Annotated in this window: 13 protein-coding genes and 1 pseudogene; 10 read left to right on the top strand and 4 right to left on the bottom strand. The window is 68.5% G+C overall.

Features of this window, described 5'->3' with window-relative positions; genetic code table 11:
- From NGJ44_RS20255 to coq7, 3 genes and pseudogenes are all read right to left on the bottom strand, one after another.
- Nucleotides 1-295 (bottom strand): annotated as a pseudogene (locus NGJ44_RS20255) (Vi polysaccharide biosynthesis UDP-N-acetylglucosamine C-6 dehydrogenase TviB); the annotation flags it as partial.
- Between the two features lie 96 nt (nt 296-391).
- On the bottom strand, nt 392-1,495 hold the full coding sequence (locus NGJ44_RS20250; protein WP_053246561.1) for an MraY family glycosyltransferase: 1,104 nt from the start codon (nt 1,493-1,495) through the stop codon (nt 392-394).
- A gap of 735 nt (nt 1,496-2,230) precedes the next feature.
- Nucleotides 2,231-2,938: a 2-polyprenyl-3-methyl-6-methoxy-1,4-benzoquinone monooxygenase gene (gene coq7 / locus NGJ44_RS20245; protein ID WP_251865463.1), complete on the bottom strand. Its 708-nt coding sequence runs from the start codon at nt 2,936-2,938 to the stop codon at nt 2,231-2,233.
- 116 nt (nt 2,939-3,054) lie between these two features.
- On the opposite strand from coq7, the gene NGJ44_RS20240 reads away from it, so the two are divergent.
- The 4 genes from NGJ44_RS20240 (at nt 3,055) to NGJ44_RS20225 (ending at nt 7,587) form a co-directional block, all read left to right on the top strand.
- Nucleotides 3,055-3,501, top strand: coding sequence for an OsmC family protein (locus tag NGJ44_RS20240; protein ID WP_053243946.1), 447 nt, complete (start codon nt 3,055-3,057; stop codon nt 3,499-3,501).
- A 101-nt stretch (nt 3,502-3,602) separates the two neighbouring features.
- Entirely contained in the window at nt 3,603-4,574 is a 972-nt protein-coding gene (locus tag NGJ44_RS20235; protein ID WP_053243947.1) for a thymidylate synthase, read from the top strand.
- Nucleotides 4,575-4,963: 389 nt separating this feature from the next.
- Nucleotides 4,964-7,027: a putative bifunctional diguanylate cyclase/phosphodiesterase gene (locus NGJ44_RS20230; protein WP_251865461.1), complete on the top strand. Its 2,064-nt coding sequence runs from the start codon at nt 4,964-4,966 to the stop codon at nt 7,025-7,027.
- A 74-nt stretch (nt 7,028-7,101) separates the two neighbouring features.
- A complete protein-coding gene (locus NGJ44_RS20225; RefSeq protein ID WP_251865459.1) occupies nt 7,102-7,587 on the top strand; it encodes a dihydrofolate reductase in 486 nt (161 codons plus the stop codon).
- 19 nt (nt 7,588-7,606) lie between these two features.
- On the opposite strand, the gene NGJ44_RS20220 is transcribed toward NGJ44_RS20225, so the two are convergent.
- The gene (locus NGJ44_RS20220; RefSeq protein WP_251865457.1) at nt 7,607-9,025 is read right to left on the bottom strand and encodes an aminotransferase-like domain-containing protein; all 1,419 of its coding nucleotides are present in this window, start codon (nt 9,023-9,025) and stop codon (nt 7,607-7,609) included.
- A gap of 158 nt (nt 9,026-9,183) precedes the next feature.
- Between NGJ44_RS20220 and aptA the strand changes: the two genes are divergently transcribed.
- The 6 genes from aptA (at nt 9,184) to NGJ44_RS20190 (ending at nt 17,623) form a co-directional block, all read left to right on the top strand.
- Nucleotides 9,184-10,506 (top strand): omega-aminotransferase AptA, encoded by a 1,323-nt coding sequence (aptA, locus tag NGJ44_RS20215; protein WP_251865455.1) that lies wholly within the window; start codon nt 9,184-9,186, stop codon nt 10,504-10,506.
- Nucleotides 10,507-10,595: 89 nt separating this feature from the next.
- A complete protein-coding gene (locus tag NGJ44_RS20210) occupies nt 10,596-12,089 on the top strand; it encodes a CoA-acylating methylmalonate-semialdehyde dehydrogenase (RefSeq protein WP_053243952.1) in 1,494 nt (497 codons plus the stop codon).
- Nucleotides 12,090-12,476: 387 nt separating this feature from the next.
- On the top strand, nt 12,477-14,042 hold the full coding sequence (locus NGJ44_RS20205) for an ABC transporter substrate-binding protein (protein ID WP_251865445.1): 1,566 nt from the start codon (nt 12,477-12,479) through the stop codon (nt 14,040-14,042).
- 22 nt (nt 14,043-14,064) lie between these two features.
- Nucleotides 14,065-15,006, top strand: coding sequence for an ABC transporter permease (locus NGJ44_RS20200; protein WP_053243954.1), 942 nt, complete (start codon nt 14,065-14,067; stop codon nt 15,004-15,006).
- Between the two features lie 11 nt (nt 15,007-15,017).
- Nucleotides 15,018-15,923, top strand: a complete 906-nt coding sequence (locus NGJ44_RS20195; protein ID WP_251865444.1) for an ABC transporter permease — start codon at nt 15,018-15,020, stop codon at nt 15,921-15,923.
- Between the two features lie 5 nt (nt 15,924-15,928).
- Entirely contained in the window at nt 15,929-17,623 is a 1,695-nt protein-coding gene (locus tag NGJ44_RS20190) for an ABC transporter ATP-binding protein (RefSeq protein WP_053243966.1), read from the top strand.
- The last annotated feature ends 29 nt before the right edge of the window (nt 17,624-17,652 follow it).

Genomic DNA, 17,652 nt, shown 5'->3' with positions numbered 1-17,652 from the left:
GCGGCGTCAGGTCCGGCTGCTTGTACTCGTCGATGGGCGTGGGCACCGTCACGATGTACACGTTGGCCCTGGCCAGCTCCTGGCGGTCGGCCGTATAGCTCAGGTGCCGGGCCTCGGCCAGCTCTTCGTCGCTGACTTCCAGCGTATGGTCGTGGCCGGCCTTCAAGGCGTCGATCCGGCGGGTGTTGATATCGAAACCGATGACCGGCCGCTTCTTGCCGAACTCCACGGCCAGCGGCAGGCCCACGTAGCCCAGGCCCACGACGGCCAGCTTCACATCCTGAATACGCAACATAACTCTCCCTTCACCGCAAAACGATCACGGCATCTAGACTTGGTCGGGTGATTGGTAAGCGGGCCCCGGCGGCGCACGCCGGCGGGCCCGAATGGATCAATGGGTTCTAAGCACGGACGGCAGCAGCAGCCAGCCGGGCCGGCGCCAGGACACCAGGCGCGCGTACAGCCAGATATACACGGCGGCGAAGACCACCAGGCTGGCGCTCAGCGCCCAGGCGTTGTCCCACCAGATGGTGGCCGGCACCAGGCCGATCAGCGCCAGCACCCACATGTAGGGCGAGGCCATGGCGTTGCACAGGGCCGGCACGGCGTGGCGGCGGCCCCGGCTGAACGTGACGCGCACCAGGCGGCGGAACACGAGCTGATGCAGGTGCAGCGCGTCGGGCTGGTCCACCGGCACGCCGCGCTTGAAGCGGCGACGCCAGATCGAGAAAGCGGTTTCGAACACCGGGTAGAACAGCACGGCCAGCGCGTAGAACGGCGACACCGACGGATTGCGCACCACCAGCAGCACCGCCAGCTCGGCCAGCATGAAGCCCAGGAAATACGCGCCGCCGTCGCCCAGGAACACACGCCCGAACGGAAAGTTCCAGACCAGGAAGCCCAGCGTGGCCGAGGCCAGCGCCGCCGCCACCAGGAAGATGGGCACGTCGCCCACCTGCAGGGCCACCAGGCTGATGGACACCGCCATCAGGGTGGCGATCATGCCCGCCAGGCCGTTCATGCCGTCCACGATGTTGAGCGCGTGCGTGCAGCCGCCCACGGCGAACATGGTGAACACCAGCGAAACCGGCCAGAACGACAGCACGTAATCGACGGGCGCCATGCCCACGCGGCTCACGCCGCCCAGCAGCCACCACGCGATGGCGGCCGACACGAAAGCGGCCAGCAGGCGCTTGCTCGCGCCGATGTCCTTGGTGATATCTTCGAGCAGGCCGGCCACGAACACGGGCAGCGCCGCGACGAACAGCGCGGGCCAGAGCCAGGTGAGCGTCATGTTGCTGGGACCGAGCACCAGCAGGCCCGCCAACGTGCCGGCCAGCACGGCCAGCCCGCCCACGCGGGGCGTCGCCCGCGAGTGGTTGGCCTGGGGTTTGTTGAGATCGCTATCGCCGGTGAAAGCGCCATGCCAACGCTCCGACGCCACGATGAGTCCCCCCACCATGAACGCGACCACACAGATATACAGCCAGGTCACAGTATCACCTTAGGTTGGTCTATCGAGACAAGGCTCGCCATTATCGAGGGCAGGTGTAACGCCCATATATAGGAGCGATAAGGAAGTGCAATTCACCCGCACAGAACGTAACACCCCGCCTTCACGGCATGCCGCCCCGAGCGGGGCCGGCGCGCATCCAGATCGCAATACCCGATTCATGCAACGATTGTAGAGCCAACCCGGGTTGTCCCGCATGCGAAAAATGATGGAGGCGCCCTCGGGGCGGCGCCCCGTGAAAAAATCGGGACGGCCTCGTGGCCAAGCAAAAAAAAGCCCGAGATCTTGCGATCTCGGGCTAAATCCACCAAAGGAGGAGGGTGGAGGAGACAACCTTGGCATGCCGGGAGCGGTTTCGCTCGCTGCGCCTGACGGGGTGTTCACCGCGCCGTCTGCGTTTCGACATCCGATGAGATGCATAGTACCGAGTTTTTTTGTGCGATGCAAGAATTATTTTGGGATTTTTTGGAGGGCGGCGGGAACGTTGCTTTTTTGCGTCAACGCCCGAAATCGACGCTCGCAAACCCGCATCGTTGCTGCATTGTTACAAAAAAGGGTTTTTGCCGAGCGGGAAAACCCGGCTCGGACTAACCCTAGCTATTCTCGGGTTATCCCGGCCCGGCTTTCGCACTGAAACGGTGCATTTCGGCAGGATTTCCGCACGGTTTTGCGCATTGCAGCAAAATCGCGCACCGCCCTGGCGCAGGGCGGCCTCGTTCAGATGCGGTAGGCCGTCGTGGTCATCACTTTGGACATCGCCCGCATGGCGGCCTTGACGGGCGCGGAAAGCGGCACCCCGCCCGCGCGCTCGGCGCTGGCGCGGTGGCCGGCTTCGTCTTCCTTCATCTGGCGCACGATCTGCCGCGAACGCTCGTCCTGCGGCGGCAGGGTGCGCAGGTGGCCGTCGAGATGGGCTTCGACCTGCCGTTCCGTCTCGGCCATGAAGCCCAGGTTGCGCGGAACGCCCGCATAGCTCGCCATGACGCCCAGCGCGAACGAGCCGGCATACCACAGCGGATTGAGCAGGCTGGGCCGGCTGCCGAGCTCCGCCAGGCGCTGGTTGCACCAGACCAGGTGATCGACCTCTTCGGAGGCGGCCTCCAGCAGCAGCCGGCGCGCCGCCGGCTCGCGGCACACCGCCGCCTGGCCGCGATACAGCGCCTGCGCGCAGACCTCGCCGACGTGGTTGACGCGCATCAGCCCGGCGGCGTGGCGTTTTTCCTCCGGGCTGAGCGCATCGGGCGCCTCCTGCGCCGTGGCCGGATTCGGCCGGCCCGCCGTGGCGCTGCCCGAAAGCACCCGCAGGGCGCGGTCCGCTTCGGCCAGCAGCGCGTCCAGGGGACCGGACCGGCGCAGGAAGGCGGCGGGGCCTGCGGAAGCGGGGCTGCCCGGGGCCGGGACATGGGCGGAAGAACTGGCGGACATGGGTACTCCTGAGGCGGGCGCGCGCCCGCCGCGCAACGGGATAATCTGGTGCCGGGAATTGTACGCAACAGGTATCATCAGCCATTGACCGCGCTCAAGCACAAGGACTCACCGACATGGAATGCACGATAGACTGGGGCGGCCCCTCGGGCATGCTCTTTACCGCCAGCACCGGCAGCGGCCACGTGGCCGTGATGGACGGCGCCGTGGACGGCGGCGGCCACAACCTGGCGCCCCGCCCCATGGAGATGCTGCTGGCCGGCACCGGCGGCTGCACGGCCTATGACGTGGTGCTCATCCTCAAGCGCGGGCGGCATGCCGTCACCGGCTGCAGCGTGAAGCTGCAGGCCGAGCGCGCCGAAACCGATCCCAAGGTGTTCACCCGCATCCATTTCGCGTTCACCGTCACCGGCCGCAACCTGCCCCGGGCGGCGGTGGAGCGCGCGGTGCAGCTTTCGCACGAGAAGTACTGCTCGGCCTCGGCCATGCTCGAGAAAACCGCCGAGCTGAGCTTCTCGGTCGACATCGTGGACACCCAGGCCGAGGCGGCGACGGCGGCATAGGCGGGCGGCGTGGTGTAATGCCACCCTCCTTACCCGAGCGCGGCGCGGCGCCCGCGCGCCGCCCCCGTTGCGCTGCCCCGGACGCGCCTCCCTAGACTGCCATGAAACAATATCTGGATCTCGTTCAAGCCATTCTCGACACCGGCTCCTGGCAAGAGAACCGCACCGGCATCCGCACGCTGAGCCTGCCCGGCGCCTGCCTGCGTTTCGATCTGCAGCAAGGTTTTCCCGCCGTCACCACCAAGAAGCTGGCCTTCAAGTCCGCCATCGGCGAGCTGGTGGGCTTTCTGCGCGCCACGCGCAGCGCCGCCGGCTTCCGCGAACTGGGCTGCAAGGTCTGGGACCAGAACGCCAACGAGAACGCGCAATGGCTGGCCAACCCGTACCGCGAAGGGCCCGACGACCTCGGCCCCGTCTACGGCGTGCAATGGCGCCAGTGGCCCGCCTACAAGATGCTGGACGCCGGCGCCGCCGCGCAGATCGCCGACGCCCTCTCCCGCGGCTACGCCAAGGTCGCCGAGCTGGACGACGACGGCGCGCCCAAGGTGCTGCTCTACAAGGCGGTGGACCAGCTGCGCCAGTGCCTGGACACCATCCACGAACGCCCGGGCGACCGCCGCATCCTGTTCCACGGCTGGAACTGGGCGCAGATCGAGGAAATGGCGCTGCCGCCGTGCCACCTGCTCTACCAGTTCCTGCCCAACGCGGCCACGCGCGAAATCTCGCTGTGCCTGTACATCCGCTCCAACGACGTGGGCCTGGGCACGCCCTTCAATCTCACCGAAGGCGCGGCGCTGCTGCACCTGGTGGGGCGCCTGACGGGCTACACGCCGCGCTGGTTCACGTACTTCATCGGCGATGCGCACATCTACGAAAACCACCTGCCCATGCTGCGCGAGCAATTGCAGCGCGAGCCCTACCCCGCGCCCACGCTCGTGCTGTCCGACCGCATTCCGGATTTCGCGGTCACCGGCCGCTACGAACCGCAATGGCTGGAACGGGTGGAGCCTTCCGACTTCTCCCTGGCGGGCTACCGGCACCATGCCCCGCTGACGGCCGCCATGGCGGTATGAGAGCCCGCCCGCCGCGCCCCGCATCGCGCGCGGCAGGGCACACACCGCTGCCACAAGACGCATGTGAACCGCCTGTGAACATTGGTGAGCTTTTGGGAGCCGCTTTTTTGTATAACCCATGCCTTGTTGGCTGCGGATGCGCGCAACGTCCGCGGCGTCGGAACGGCCCGACATGCGCCGTCCCCTGCCCGCGGCGGACCGGACGGCCAGCGCCGCCGTCCGCCTGTCCCCGCAGCCGATCACTTCCCCTCGCCACCAGCACGACCCGACTCCCCTCCCGCCCGCGCCGGGAGCGCGGCATGCGCGGAACCGATTTGCAACTATTGACGACAGACTGATATGAATTGAGGCGGGCGCGTCGATCGACACGCTCAGGACAGGATCCCAAAATGCTCGCTGGAACATACAACCCTTCCCTTGTCCTCGTCTCCCTCGGAGTGGCAGTCCTGGCCTCTTACACCGCGCTGGGCATGGCCAACCGGGTGCGCGCGGCGGGCAACCTGCCCGTGGCGCGCTGCTGGCTGATCGGCGGCGCCTTCGCCATGGGGCTGGGCATCTGGTCGATGCATTTCGTGGGCATGCTGGCATTCAGCCTGCCCATTCCGCTGGGCTACGACCCCGCCCTCACCGTGCTGTCCATGCTGATCGCGGTGGCCTGCTCCGCCTACGCCCTGCGCACTGTCACGCGCGAGCACCTGTCGCGCGTGCGCCTGGTCGGCGGGGCGCTGCTCATGGGCGCCGGCATCGCCGCCATGCACTATGTAGGCATGACGGCGATGCGCATGCAGCCGGGCATCGAATACGACCCGCTCTGGTTCGCGCTGTCCGTCGTCATCGCGGTGGCGGCCTCGGGCGCGGCGCTTTGGATCACGTACAGCCTGCGGCACGACCGCCCCCGCATGGCGCTGTCGCGCGCGCTGGCCGCCGGCGTGATGGGGCTGGCCATCGTGGGCATGCACTACACCGGCATGGAGGCCGCCGGCTTTCCGCCCGGCAGCGTGTGCCTGGCGGCCGGCAGCGGCATGTCGGCCGGCTGGCTGGCCATCGCGGTCACGGCCATCACGCTGGGCGTGCTGGCCATCGCGCTGGTGGTGGCCGTGCTGGACAACCGCCTGGAAGCCCGCACCTCGGCGCTGGCCTCCTCGCTGGCTGAGGCCAACGAAGAGCTGGTGCAGCTGGCCCTGCACGATACGCTCACCAAGCTGCCCAACCGCATCCTGCTCGAAGACCGGCTGGAGCAGGCCATCGAAAGCGCCAGCCGCCGCAGGGGCCATTTCGCGGTGCTGTTCTTCGACCTGGACGGCTTCAAGGCCGTCAACGACGCCTACGGCCACCACACGGGCGACGCCCTGCTCATCGAACTGTCGCAGCGCATCCGCCAGGCGCTGCGCACGCAGGACACCGTGGCGCGGCTGGGCGGCGACGAGTTCATCGTGCTGAGCGAGGTGGCCGAGCCCACTGACGCCGCCAACGTGGCCGACCGCCTGATCGACACCATCGCCAGGCCCGTCAACGTCTATGGGCACGAAGTCATGGTGACGTCCAGCGTGGGCATCGCCATCTATCCCAACGACGGCGAGGACACGCACGCCCTGCTCACCAATGCCGACGCGGCCATGTACCACGCCAAGCGCCTGGGCGGCACCGGCTACAGCTTCTTCGAGCCCTCCATGAACGCCGACGCGCACGAACAGATCGAGCTGCTGCACGATCTGCGCCTGGCGCTGGAACGCAAACAGTTCGTGCTGCACTACCAGCCGAAATTCCAGGCGCCGGCCGGCCCCATCATCGGCGCCGAGGCGCTGCTGCGCTGGAACCACCCCGCGCGCGGACTGGTCGCTCCCAACGTATTCATTCCCATCGCGGAGAAAACCGGGCTGATCCTGGCGATCGGCGACTGGGTCATCAACGAAGCCTGCCGCCAGATGCGCGAGTGGATCGACGCGGGGCAGCCGAACTGGACCGTCGCGGTCAATCTGTCGTCGCTGCAGTTCGCCCATTCGGGCCTCGTCGACACCGTCAGCGCGGCGCTGGCGCGCCACCGCGTGCCCCCTGCCTGCCTCACGCTGGAAGTCACCGAATCCACCGCCATGCGCGACGCCGAGGCCAGCATGGCCGTGCTCAAGCGGCTGTCCGGCCTGGGCGTGACCATATCCATCGACGACTTCGGCACCGGCTATTCCAGCCTGCTGTACCTGAAGCGCCTGCCGGCCACGGAACTCAAGATCGACCGGGGCTTCGTCAACCAGCTCGACAACGACAACGAAGACGCCGCCATCGTCTCGGCCATCGTGGCGCTGGCCCAGCAGCTCAACCTGCGCATCGTGGCCGAGGGCGTGGAAACCGCGGCGCAGCAGAAGTTCCTGACCGGGCTGGGCTGCAACTCGCTGCAGGGCTTCCTGCTGGGCAAGCCCATGCCCGCCAGCGAGTTCATGGAGCAGGTAGGCGGCTAGGATTTGCTACGCTTACGGAAGCGGAGGCCCGCCTCCCCTTCCACGACATTCCATTCCCGCGTTTCATTGCCCGCATGCCCGCCAGCCTGACCCTCATCGTCGCCTATTCCGACAACCGCGTCATCGGACGCGACAACGCGCTGCCCTGGAAGCTGCCGGGCGACCTGGCGCATTTCAAGCGCAGCACGCTGGGCCATCCCATCATCATGGGCCGCAAGACCTGGGACTCGCTGGGCCGCCCGCTGCCGGGCCGCCGCAACATCGTCATCAGCCGCAACGCCGGCCTGCGGGCCGAGGGCGCCACGGTGGTGGAATCGCTGGACGCCGCGCTGGCCGCGTGCGTCCAGGATGCCGAAGCCTATGTCATCGGCGGCGCCCAGATCTACGCCCAGGCCCTGCCCCGCGCCCGGCGCGTGCTCGCGACCGAAGTGCATGCCGAGGTCGAGGGCGACGCGTTCTTTCCGCTCCTGCCGTCATTCCAGTGGAAGGAAACCGCGCGCGCGCCCCAGCCGCCCGAGAACGGCTACGCCTACGATTTCGTCACCTACGAACGCGCCTGAACGGCGCGGCGCCGGTTCCTCAGGCCGCGCCCGCGTTGCGCATGAACCGCCATAGTTCCGGCGCCTCCGAGTACGCCACGTTGAACCGCACCCAGGGCGTGTCGGCCTCCGATGCCTCGAAGTAAGACCCCGGCGCCAGCCAGATGCCGTCCTTGAGCGCCAGCTCGGCCAGGCCGTTGGCGCCGCGTTCGCGCCAGGTTCCGCCCACCTTGGCCCACAGGAAGAGCCCCGCCCCGGGGCGCGCGCAGATCTCGAAGCCGAGCTCGTCCATGTGCCGCGCCACCGCGGCATGGGCCTGCCCGAGCCGCTCGCGCGTGCGCTCGATGTGGGCCCGGTAGCGGCCCTCGCGGATCACCTGGTGCACGATGCGCTCCATGATCTCGGGCGTGGTCAAGCCCACCGCCATCTTGGTGCGCGCGATGTCGCGCACCAGGTCGCGGTGCGCCACCACATAGCCCACCCGCACCGAAGGGCTGATGACCTTGGAATAGCCGCCCAGGTAGACCACGCGCCGGCTGCCGTCCAGAGCGGCCAGCATGGGCGTGAGGCCGGTGGCCAGCTCGCGCGAGATGTCGTCCTCGACCACCCACAGGCCGTGGCGCTCGGCGGCCTGCAGGATGCGGAAGGCGTTGGCCATGCCGATGCTTGCGCCCGAGGGGTTCTGCAAGGCGGTGTTGATGAACAGCGCGCGCGGGCGGTGCAGCGCGGCGGCGCGCTCCAGCGCCTCGCAGTCCAGCCCTTCGGCACCGCGCGGCACGGCCACGGTGCGCATGCCGGCCAGCCGCAGCATCTGCAGCAGGTTCGCGTAGGCGGGCTGCTCCACCAGCACCGTGTCGCCGGGCCGCAGCAGCGTGCGGATCACCGTGTCCAGGCCATGCGTCACCCCTTGCGTCAGCAGCACCTGGGAGGCGTCCACCTCCATGCCATGGGCCGCCAGCCCGGCGGCGATGGTTTCGCGCAGCGGCGCGTAGCCGTAGGGATGGCCATAATTGGCGATGCGCATGGCCGGCACCCGCCCCAGGTGGCGCAGGGCCATGTGCAGGCCTTCTTCGTTCAGCCATTCGCCCGGCAGCCAGCCGCAGCCCGATTTGATGGGGATGGAGTGGTCCGCGAAGATGTCCGAAAGCAGCCAGCTGTCGTTCAGCCGGGGCGGCTCCCAGGACAGCGGCTCGGCGCGGCGCGCGGGCGTTTCGGGCGCGGCCACGCGATAGCCCGCGCCCGGGCGGGCCGTCAGCCAGCCTTGCGACACCAGGCGGCTGTAGGCGCTGGCCACCGTGAACGTGCTCATCGCGTACTGCCGCGCGAATTCGCGCACCGACGGCAGCGCCATGCCGGGCCGCAGGGCCTGCGTTTCGATGGCGCGCTGCACGGCGGCCACCAGCTGCTCCACCAGGGTGGGCGCCTGCCCGCGCGCGCGGTCGGGCTGGAAATCGATCATGGATGAATCTATACAGTTGTCATGATTGCAACTATACAGTTAGCCCGTTTTGCGGCAATTGTATATTTTCATTCGCTCGTGGACGTCCGAGAATCGGTTTGATCGCGCCGCCCGCCCCTTTCCGCGCAGCGGCGTTTCTTTTCCTCCGGAGTCTCCCCATGAGCGCTGCCAAACTGCCCGACCTGTCCCACCTCTGGATGCCCTTTACCGCCAACCGGCAGTTCAAGGCGAACCCCCGCCTGCTGGCCTCGGCCAAGGGCATGTACTACACGTCTTTCGACGGCCGCCAGATCCTGGACGGCACGGCCGGCCTGTGGTGCGTGAACGCCGGCCACTGCCGCGAAGAAATCGTCTCCGCCATCGCCAGCCAGGCCGGCGTCATGGACTACGCGCCGGGGTTCCAGCTCGGCCACCCGCTGGCCTTCGAGGCCGCCACCGCCGTGGCCGGCCTGATGCCGCAGGGCCTGGACCGCGTGTTCTTCACCAATTCGGGCTCCGAATCGGTGGACACCGCGCTGAAGATCGCCCTGGCCTACCACCGCGCGCGCGGCGAGGCGCAGCGCACCCGCCTCATCGGGCGCGAGCGCGGCTACCACGGCGTGGGCTTCGGCGGCATTTCCGTGGGCGGCATCTCGCCCAACCGCAAGACCTTCTCCGGCGCGCTGCTGCCGGCCGTGGACCACCTGCCGCACACCCACAGCCTGGAACACAACGCCTTCACGCGCGGCCAGCCCGAGTGGGGCGCGCACCTGGCCGACGAGCTGGAACGCATCATCGCCCTGCACGACGCCTCCACCATCGCGGCCGTGATCGTCGAGCCCATGGCCGGCTCCACCGGCGTGCTCGTCCCGCCCAAGGGCTATCTCGAAAAACTGCGCGAAATCACCGCCCGCCACGGCATTCTGCTGATCTTCGACGAAGTCATCACCGCGTACGGCCGCCTGGGCGAGGCCACCGCCGCGGCCTATTTCGGCGTAACGCCCGACCTCATCACCATGGCCAAGGGCGTGAGCAACGCCGCCGTTCCGGCCGGCGCCGTCGCGGTGCGCCGCGAAGTGCATGACGCCATCGTCAACGGACCGCAAGGCGGCATCGAGTTCTTCCACGGCTACACCTACTCGGCCCACCCGCTGGCCGCCGCCGCCGTGCTCGCCACGCTGGACATCTACCGCCGCGAAGACCTGTTCGCCCGCGCCCGCAAGCTGTCGGCCGCGTTCGAGGAAGCCGCCCACAGCCTCAAGGGCGCGCCGCACGTCATCGACGTGCGCAACATCGGCCTGGTGGCCGGCATCGAGCTGTCGCCGCGCGAAGGCGCCCCGGGCGCGCGCGCCGCCGAAGCCTTCCAGAAATGCTTCGACACCGGCCTCATGGTGCGCTACACGGGCGACATCCTCGCGGTGTCGCCTCCGCTCATCGTCGACGAAAACCAGATCGGCCAGATCTTCGAGGGCATCGGCAAGGTGCTCAAGGAAGTGGCTTAGGGTGAACACGCCCTGAGCCGGCCCCGGCAGGAAACGCGCCGCCGCGCGGCGGCGCGTCCATCGAACTCCCGCATCGAGCTTTTGCATTCATGAAGAAAATCACGCATTTCATCAACGGCCAGCCCCACGAAGGCCGCAGCAACCGCTACACCGAGGGCTTCAACCCGGCCACGGGCGAGGTCGTCTCCTCGATCTGCCTGGGCGGGGCCGAAGAAGTGGACCTGGCCGTGGCGGCCGCCCGCGCGGCCTTTCCCGCCTGGTCCGAAACGCCGGCGCTCAAGCGCGCGCGCGTGCTGTTCAACTTCAAGGCGCTGCTGGACAAGCACCAGGACGAGCTGGCCGCGCTCATCACGCGCGAGCACGGCAAGGTGTTTTCCGACGCCCTGGGCGAAGTGACCCGCGGCATCGAGGTGGTGGAGTTCGCCTGCGGCATTCCGCACCTGCTCAAGGGCCAGTACACCGAGCAGATCGGCGGCGGCATCGACAACTGGAGCATGCGCCAGCCGCTGGGCGTGGTGGCCGGCATCACCCCGTTCAACTTCCCCATGATGGTGCCGTGCTGGATGTTCCCGGTGGCCATCGCCTGCGGCAACACCTTCGTGCTCAAGCCTTCGGAGCGCGATCCTTCCGTCTCGCTGCGCCTGGCCGAGCTGCTGCGCGAAGCGGGGCTGCCCGACGGCGTGTTCAACGTCGTGCAGGGCGACAAGCAGGCGGTGGACGCGCTCATCGCCCACCCCGAGGTGGAGGCCCTGTCTTTCGTGGGTTCCACGCCCATCGCGCAATATATCTACGCCGAGGGCACGCGCCGCGGCAAGCGCGTGCAGGCGCTGGGCGGCGCGAAGAACCACCTGGTGGTGATGCCCGACGCCAACCTCGACCAGGTGACGGACGCGCTCATGGGCGCGGCCTACGGCTCGGCGGGCGAGCGCTGCATGGCCATTTCCGTGGCCGTGGCGGTGGGCGACGTGGCCGACAAGGTCATCGAGCGCCTCAAGCCGCGCGTGCAGGCGCTGGTCGTCAAAGACGGCATGCAGCCCGACGCCGAGATGGGCCCGCTCGTCACCGCGCAGCACCGCAACAAGGTCATGGGCTACATCGAGGACGGCATCGCCGCGGGCGCGCACCTGGTGGTCGACGGCCGCGGCCTGCAGGTGCCGGGCAACGAAAAGGGCTTCTTCCTGGGCGGCACGCTGTTCGACAACGTGAAGCCCCACATGAACATCTACCGCGAAGAGATCTTCGGGCCGGTGCTGTGCGTGGTGCGCGTGCCCGACTTCGCCTCGGCGGTGGACCTCGTCAACGCGCACGAATTCGCCAACGGCGTGGCCTGCTTCACTTCCGACGGCGGCGTCGCGCGCGCCTTCGCGCGCCAGATCAAGGTGGGCATGGTGGGCATCAACGTGCCCATTCCCGTGCCCATGGCCTGGCATTCGTTCGGCGGCTGGAAACGCTCGCTCTTCGGCGACCACCACGCCTATGGCGAGGAAGGCATACGCTTCTACTCGCGCTACAAGAGCGTCATGCAGCGCTGGCCGGACAGCATCTCCAAGGGCGCCGAGTTCACCATGCCGGTGGCCAAGTAAGGCCGGCTCCCCGCGGGCCCGGTGCGCTCGCGCGGCCGGCCCGCCGCGCCGCGTGCGTTCCACGGGGCGGACATTCGGGTATTCCCCACGGCGCACCGCCGTCCCTTGCGCACGCCGGGCCGGCACGCATGCCGGCGCGCCCGCGGCAAGAGCCGCGGGGCCGGCCATGAAACGTTCGGTTTCACCGGCGCCGCCCCGGTCCGCGCCCTGCCGGTCAACGAGGCAAAACAACCATGGACACGCTTGCGTCCGGGTATCAGAATGGCGCCTTGCGGTCCGGCTCTCACCGGCCGGCCCGCTACCGCCTGACCCTCGCGCGCCGCCGCGGCGCGGCGCGTCAACGACGTAGCGGCAACCGCCGCTCACACCGCTTCAAGGGGAACACTCATGCTGAAGTTTGTCAGAGCGGCCGCCCTGGCCGGCGCAACCCTTCTGATGGCCCATGGCGCCCAGGCAGAGACGGTCATCAAGGCCGTCATGCATTCGCCGCTTCGTCTCACCGATCCGCACGCCACCACGGCCTATATCACGACGTGGCACGGCTACATGATCTACGACACGCTGCTGGCCACCGACGCCGACAACAAGATCCAGCCCCAGATGCTGGAAAAGTGGGAGGTGTCGCCCGACGGCAAGACCTACACCATGACCCTGCGCCCGGGCCAGAAGTGGCATGACGGCAAGCCCGTCACCGCGGAAGACTGCGTGGCGTCCATCAAGCGCTGGGCCGCCGGCGACGTCATGGGCCGCACGCTCATGAAATTCACCGACAAGCTGGAGACGGTCGACGACAAGACCTTCCGCTTCGTCATGAAAGAACCCACCGACCTCGCCCTGCGCGCGCTCTCCAAGCCCACCGGCACCGCGCCCTTCATGATGCCCAAGCGCATCGCCGAGCAGCCCATCGGCAAGCCGCTGACCGACATGACCGGCTCGGGTCCCTTCAAGATCGCCGAGTTCAAGCCCGGCGTGAAGACGGTGTACGTGAAGAACCCCGACTACGTGCCGCGCAAGGAGCCGGCCAGCGGGCTGGCCGGCGGCAAGGTCGTCAACGTGGACAAGGTCGAATGGGACGTGATGCCCGACGCCCTCACCACCGCCAACGCCCTGCTGGGAGGCGAGATCGACTTCGTCGAGCAGTTCCCCTACGACCTGCTGCCCATGGTGGAAGGCAACCCCGACCTGAAGGAAGAAAGCCTCAGCCCGGTCGGATACTTCACCATGTACCGCTTCAACTTCAAGTACCCGCCCTTCGACAACAAGAAAATCCGCCAGGCCGCCATGTACGCCATCGGCCAGGAAGACGTGATGAAGGCGCTGGTGGGCAATCCCAAGTACTGGAAGACCTGCGCCTCGCTGTGGGGCTGCGGCACGCCGCTGGAATCCGACATCGGCAAAGACATGGTGGTGCCGTCCAACATCGAAAAGGCCAGGCAGCTCCTCAAGGAAGCCGGCTACGACAACACCCCGGTGCTGCTCATGCACGCCACCGACGTGGGCACGCTCTCGGCCCAGCCCGTGGTCATGGCGCAGGCCCTGCGCAAGGCCGGCTTCAACGTGAACCTCGCGGCCATGGACTGGCAGAGCGTGGCCACGCGCCGCGCCTCCAAGGCGCCCCCGGCCGAAGGCGGCTGGAACATCCACAACACCAACTGGTACGCCACCGACGTCATGGACCCGGTGCGCTCGGCCCCGGCCGCGGCCAACGGCGACAACGCCTGGTTCGGCTGGCCCGACTTCCCGCAGATCGAGGAACTGCGCACCCGGATGGCGCTGACCTCCGACCCGGCCGAGCAGAAGAAGATCGCCGACGAAGTGCAGCGCATCGGCATCGACGAAGGGCTGTACGTGCCCCTGGGCCAGATGTCCGTGCCCACCGTGTACTCCACCAAGCTCTCGGGCCTGGTGCATGCTCCGGTGTTCGCGTTCTGGAATGTGAAGAAAGCCCCCTGAGGGCGAGCCGTAGGAGTCATCCATGCTGGCATTCGTCTTGCGCCGGCTGCTCGCGACCATCCCTGTCCTGGTGATGGTCGCCGTAGTGGTTTTCGCAATCCTGCGTTTCAGTCCGGGCGACCCCGCCATCATCATGGCGGGCGACGGCGCCACGCCCGAGCAAGTGGCCCAGATCCGCCAGACCATGGGCCTGGACCAGCCCGTGGCCCGGCAATTCCTCATCTGGGGCGGCAAGCTGCTGCAGGGCGACCTGGGCAAGTCGCTCATGTCAGGCGTGCCGGTCACGCAGCTCATCGGCCAGCGGCTGGAGCCCTCGCTCAGCCTGGCCGTGCTGACGCTGGCCTTCACCCTGCTGGTGGCGATTCCGCTGGGCGTGCTGGCGGCCTGGCGCCAGGGCAGGCTGCTCGACCGGGCCGTCATGGGCTTTTCGGTGCTGGGCTTCTCGGTGCCGGTGTTCGTGACCGGCTACCTGCTCATCTGGGTGTTCGCCATCAAGCTCGGCTGGTTCAACGTGCAGGGCTATACGCCGCTGGCCCGCGGCTTCTGGCCCTTCCTGCACCGCCTCATCCTGCCCGCGCTGGCGCTGTCCACCGTGTACGTGGCGCTCATCGCGCGCATCACGCGCACCAGCGTCATCGAGGTCATGGGCGAAGACTTCATCCGCACCGCCCGCTCCAAGGGCCTCACGGAAACCGGCGTGCTGCTGGGTCACGCGCTGCGCAACGCGGCCGTGCCCATCGCCACGGTGGTGGGCGTGGGCGTGGCGCTGCTCATCAGCGGCGTGGTGGTCACCGAATCGGTGTTCAACATCCCCGGCCTGGGCCGGCTGGTGGTGGAGGCCGTGCTGGCCCGCGACTACCCGGTCATCCAGGGGCTGACGCTGTTCTTCGCCTTCGTGTACGTATTCATCAATCTGGTTGTCGATTGCGCCTACACCGTGTTCGACCCGCGTATCAGGTATTGAGGGAAACGCCGATGCAAACGCCAACCGAAGGCGCCGCCCAGGCGGCCGCCGATCTTCCGGGCGCCGGCACGCCGCACGCCACCGCCTGGCGCCAGGTGCGCCAGGGCCTGCGCAGCGTGCCCGTGCTGCTGGCGCTGGTCGTGCTGCTGGCCATCGTCGCCATCGCCGTGTTCGCGCCCTGGCTGGGCACCGTGGATCCCACGCAGATCAATCCGGGCGCGCGCCTGAAGCCGCCCTTTTCCGGCTACCTGCTGGGCACCGACGCCTTCGGGCGCGATGTCTGGTCGCGCGTGGCCTACGGCGCGCGCATCTCGCTCATCGCGGGCCTGGGCGCGGCCGTCATCAGCGTGGCCATCGGCCTGGTGGTGGGGGTGATCGCGGGCTGGTTCCGCACGCTGGACGGCTTCATCATGCGCACCATGGACGCCATCATGGCGATTCCGGGCATCCTGCTGGCCATCGCGCTGGTGGCGGTGACCGGCGCCAGCCTCACCACGGTGCTGGTGGCCATCACCATTCCGGAAATCCCGCGCGTGGTGCGGCTGGTGCGCGGCCAGATCCTGTCGGTGCGGGGCGAGCCCTACGTGGAGGCGGCCCTGGCGCTGGGCACGCCGCTGCCGCTGCTGCTGTGGCGCCACATGGTGCCCAGCACCATCGCCCCCCTCACGGTGCAGGGCACTTACGTCTTCGCCTCGGCCATGCTGACCGAGGCCATCCTCAGCTTCCTGGGCGCAGGCATCCCGCCCGAGATCGCGTCCTGGGGCAACATCATGTCCGAAGGCCGCATGTATTTCCGCATGCTGCCCGGCCTGATCCTCTTCCCGGGGCTGTTCCTGTCGCTGACCGTGCTCAGCGTGAACATCCTCGGCGACGCCCTGCGCGATGCGCTGGACCCGAAAATGGTACGCAGGATCTGATGCCCATGAACTACGCTCCCAATCCCCCGGCCGGCGACACCTCCGCCGCCGTGCTGGCCATCCGCAATCTCTCGGTGGAAGTCGCCGGCGCGGGCAACCGCGTGGTGCGCAACCTGAGCCTGGACGTGCACGCGGGCGAAACCGTGTGCGTGGTCGGCGAGTCGGGCTCGGGCAAATCCGTCACCTCGCTCGCCGTGATGGGGCTGCTGCCCGCGGGCGTGCTGCGCGTCGCCTCCGGCGCCATCCGCGTCGAGGGCGAAGACATCGCCCACGCCGCCGCGCGCCGCCTGCGCGAATTGCGCGCCACGCGCATGTCCATGGTGTTCCAGGAACCCATGACCGCCCTCAACCCGGTGCATACCGTGGGCCGGCAGGTGGACGAGGTGCTGCGCCTGCATCGCCGCATGTCCGCCGCCGAGCGCCGCGCCAGGGTGCTGGAGATGTTCCGCTCCGTGCACCTGCCCGACGTCGAGCGCATCTACGACGCCTATCCGCACCAGCTCTCGGGCGGGCAGCGCCAGCGCATCGTCATCGCCATGGCGCTCATCCTCGAGCCCAAGCTGCTCATCGCCGACGAGCCCACCACGGCGCTGGACGTCACCACCCAGAAGCAGATCCTCTCGCTCATCAAGGAACTGCAGCACAAGCACCGGACCGCCGTCCTCTTCATCACGCACGATTTCGGCGTGGTGGCCGAGATCGCCGACCGCATCGTGGTGATGAACCGGGGCGACCTCGTCGAGAGCGGCTCGCGCGACGAGATCCTGGCCGCGCCGCGCCAGGCATACACCCGCCGCCTCGTATCCTCGGTGCCCAGCCTGGTGCCCGCGCACCGCGAGCCGCCCGAGGGCAAGCCGGTGCTGCACGTGAAGGGCCTGGGCCGCGTGTACGGCACGCGCGGCTCGCTGTTCGCCCGGCGGCCCGCACGCAGCGTGGTGGCCGCCTCCGACGTCAGTCTCACGCTGCGCAAGGGCGAGATCCTCGGCATCGTGGGCGAATCCGGCTCGGGCAAGTCCACCGTGGCGCGCTGCATCGTCCGCCTCATCGAACCCAGCGCCGGCCACATGATGATGGGCGGCGAAGACCTGAGCACGCTGTCCGGCTCGGCGCTGCGTCCGGTGCGCCGCCGCATCCAGATCGTGTTCCAGGACCCGTACCGCTCGCTCAACCCGCGGCGCACGGTGGGCGAATCCATCATCGAGGGCCTGCTCAATTTCGGCGTGCCGCGCGAAGAGGCGCTCAAGCGCGCCGGCGACACGCTGTCGGTGGTGGGCCTGAGCCCCGACGCCATGCGGCGCTACCCGCACCAGTTCTCGGGCGGCCAGCGGCAGCGCATCTGCATCGCGCGCGCCTTGGTCATGGATCCGGAAGTGCTGGTGGCCGACGAAGCCGTCTCGGCGCTCGACGTGTCGGTGCAGGCCCAGGTGCTGGAACTGCTCGAACAGGTGCGCCAGCGCACCGGGGTGGGCGTGCTGTTCATCACGCACGACCTGCGCGTGGCCGCGCAGATCTGCGACACCATCCTGGTCATGCAGCACGGCAAGGTCGTCGAAACCGGCTCCGCCCTGAGCGTGCTCACCGAGCCGCGCCACGCGTACACGCGCGCCCTCATCGACGCGGCGCCCGGGCGCGACTGGGATTTCCGCAACTTCCGCCCCGTGGCCGCCAGCCTGCCCCAGGCCGGCGGCGCGGCGCACTGAGACTCCATCCCGATCCGAGGAACCCGCCA

It is taken from the genome of Achromobacter sp. Marseille-Q4962, assembly GCF_943737005.1.
GTDB lineage: Bacteria > Pseudomonadota > Gammaproteobacteria > Burkholderiales > Burkholderiaceae_B > Achromobacter.
The sequence above is the reverse complement of the archived record's forward strand: the minus strand, read 5'-3'. Positions and strand labels throughout refer to the sequence as shown.

Coding starts and splice junctions, on each gene's coding strand:
- coq7 (WP_251865463.1), bottom strand. CDS start 2,938: ATGTCCGCCAGTTCTTCCGCCCATGTCCCGGCCCCGGGCAGCCCCGCT.
- NGJ44_RS20240 (WP_053243946.1), top strand. CDS start 3,055: ATGGAATGCACGATAGACTGGGGCGGCCCCTCGGGCATGCTCTTTACC.
- NGJ44_RS20235 (WP_053243947.1), top strand. CDS start 3,603: ATGAAACAATATCTGGATCTCGTTCAAGCCATTCTCGACACCGGCTCC.
- NGJ44_RS20230 (WP_251865461.1), top strand. CDS start 4,964: ATGCTCGCTGGAACATACAACCCTTCCCTTGTCCTCGTCTCCCTCGGA.
- NGJ44_RS20225 (WP_251865459.1), top strand. CDS start 7,102: ATGCCCGCCAGCCTGACCCTCATCGTCGCCTATTCCGACAACCGCGTC.
- NGJ44_RS20220 (WP_251865457.1), bottom strand. CDS start 9,025: ATGATCGATTTCCAGCCCGACCGCGCGCGCGGGCAGGCGCCCACCCTG.
- aptA (WP_251865455.1), top strand. CDS start 9,184: ATGAGCGCTGCCAAACTGCCCGACCTGTCCCACCTCTGGATGCCCTTT.
- NGJ44_RS20210 (WP_053243952.1), top strand. CDS start 10,596: ATGAAGAAAATCACGCATTTCATCAACGGCCAGCCCCACGAAGGCCGC.
- NGJ44_RS20205 (WP_251865445.1), top strand. CDS start 12,477: ATGCTGAAGTTTGTCAGAGCGGCCGCCCTGGCCGGCGCAACCCTTCTG.
- NGJ44_RS20200 (WP_053243954.1), top strand. CDS start 14,065: ATGCTGGCATTCGTCTTGCGCCGGCTGCTCGCGACCATCCCTGTCCTG.
- NGJ44_RS20195 (WP_251865444.1), top strand. CDS start 15,018: ATGCAAACGCCAACCGAAGGCGCCGCCCAGGCGGCCGCCGATCTTCCG.
- NGJ44_RS20190 (WP_053243966.1), top strand. CDS start 15,929: ATGAACTACGCTCCCAATCCCCCGGCCGGCGACACCTCCGCCGCCGTG.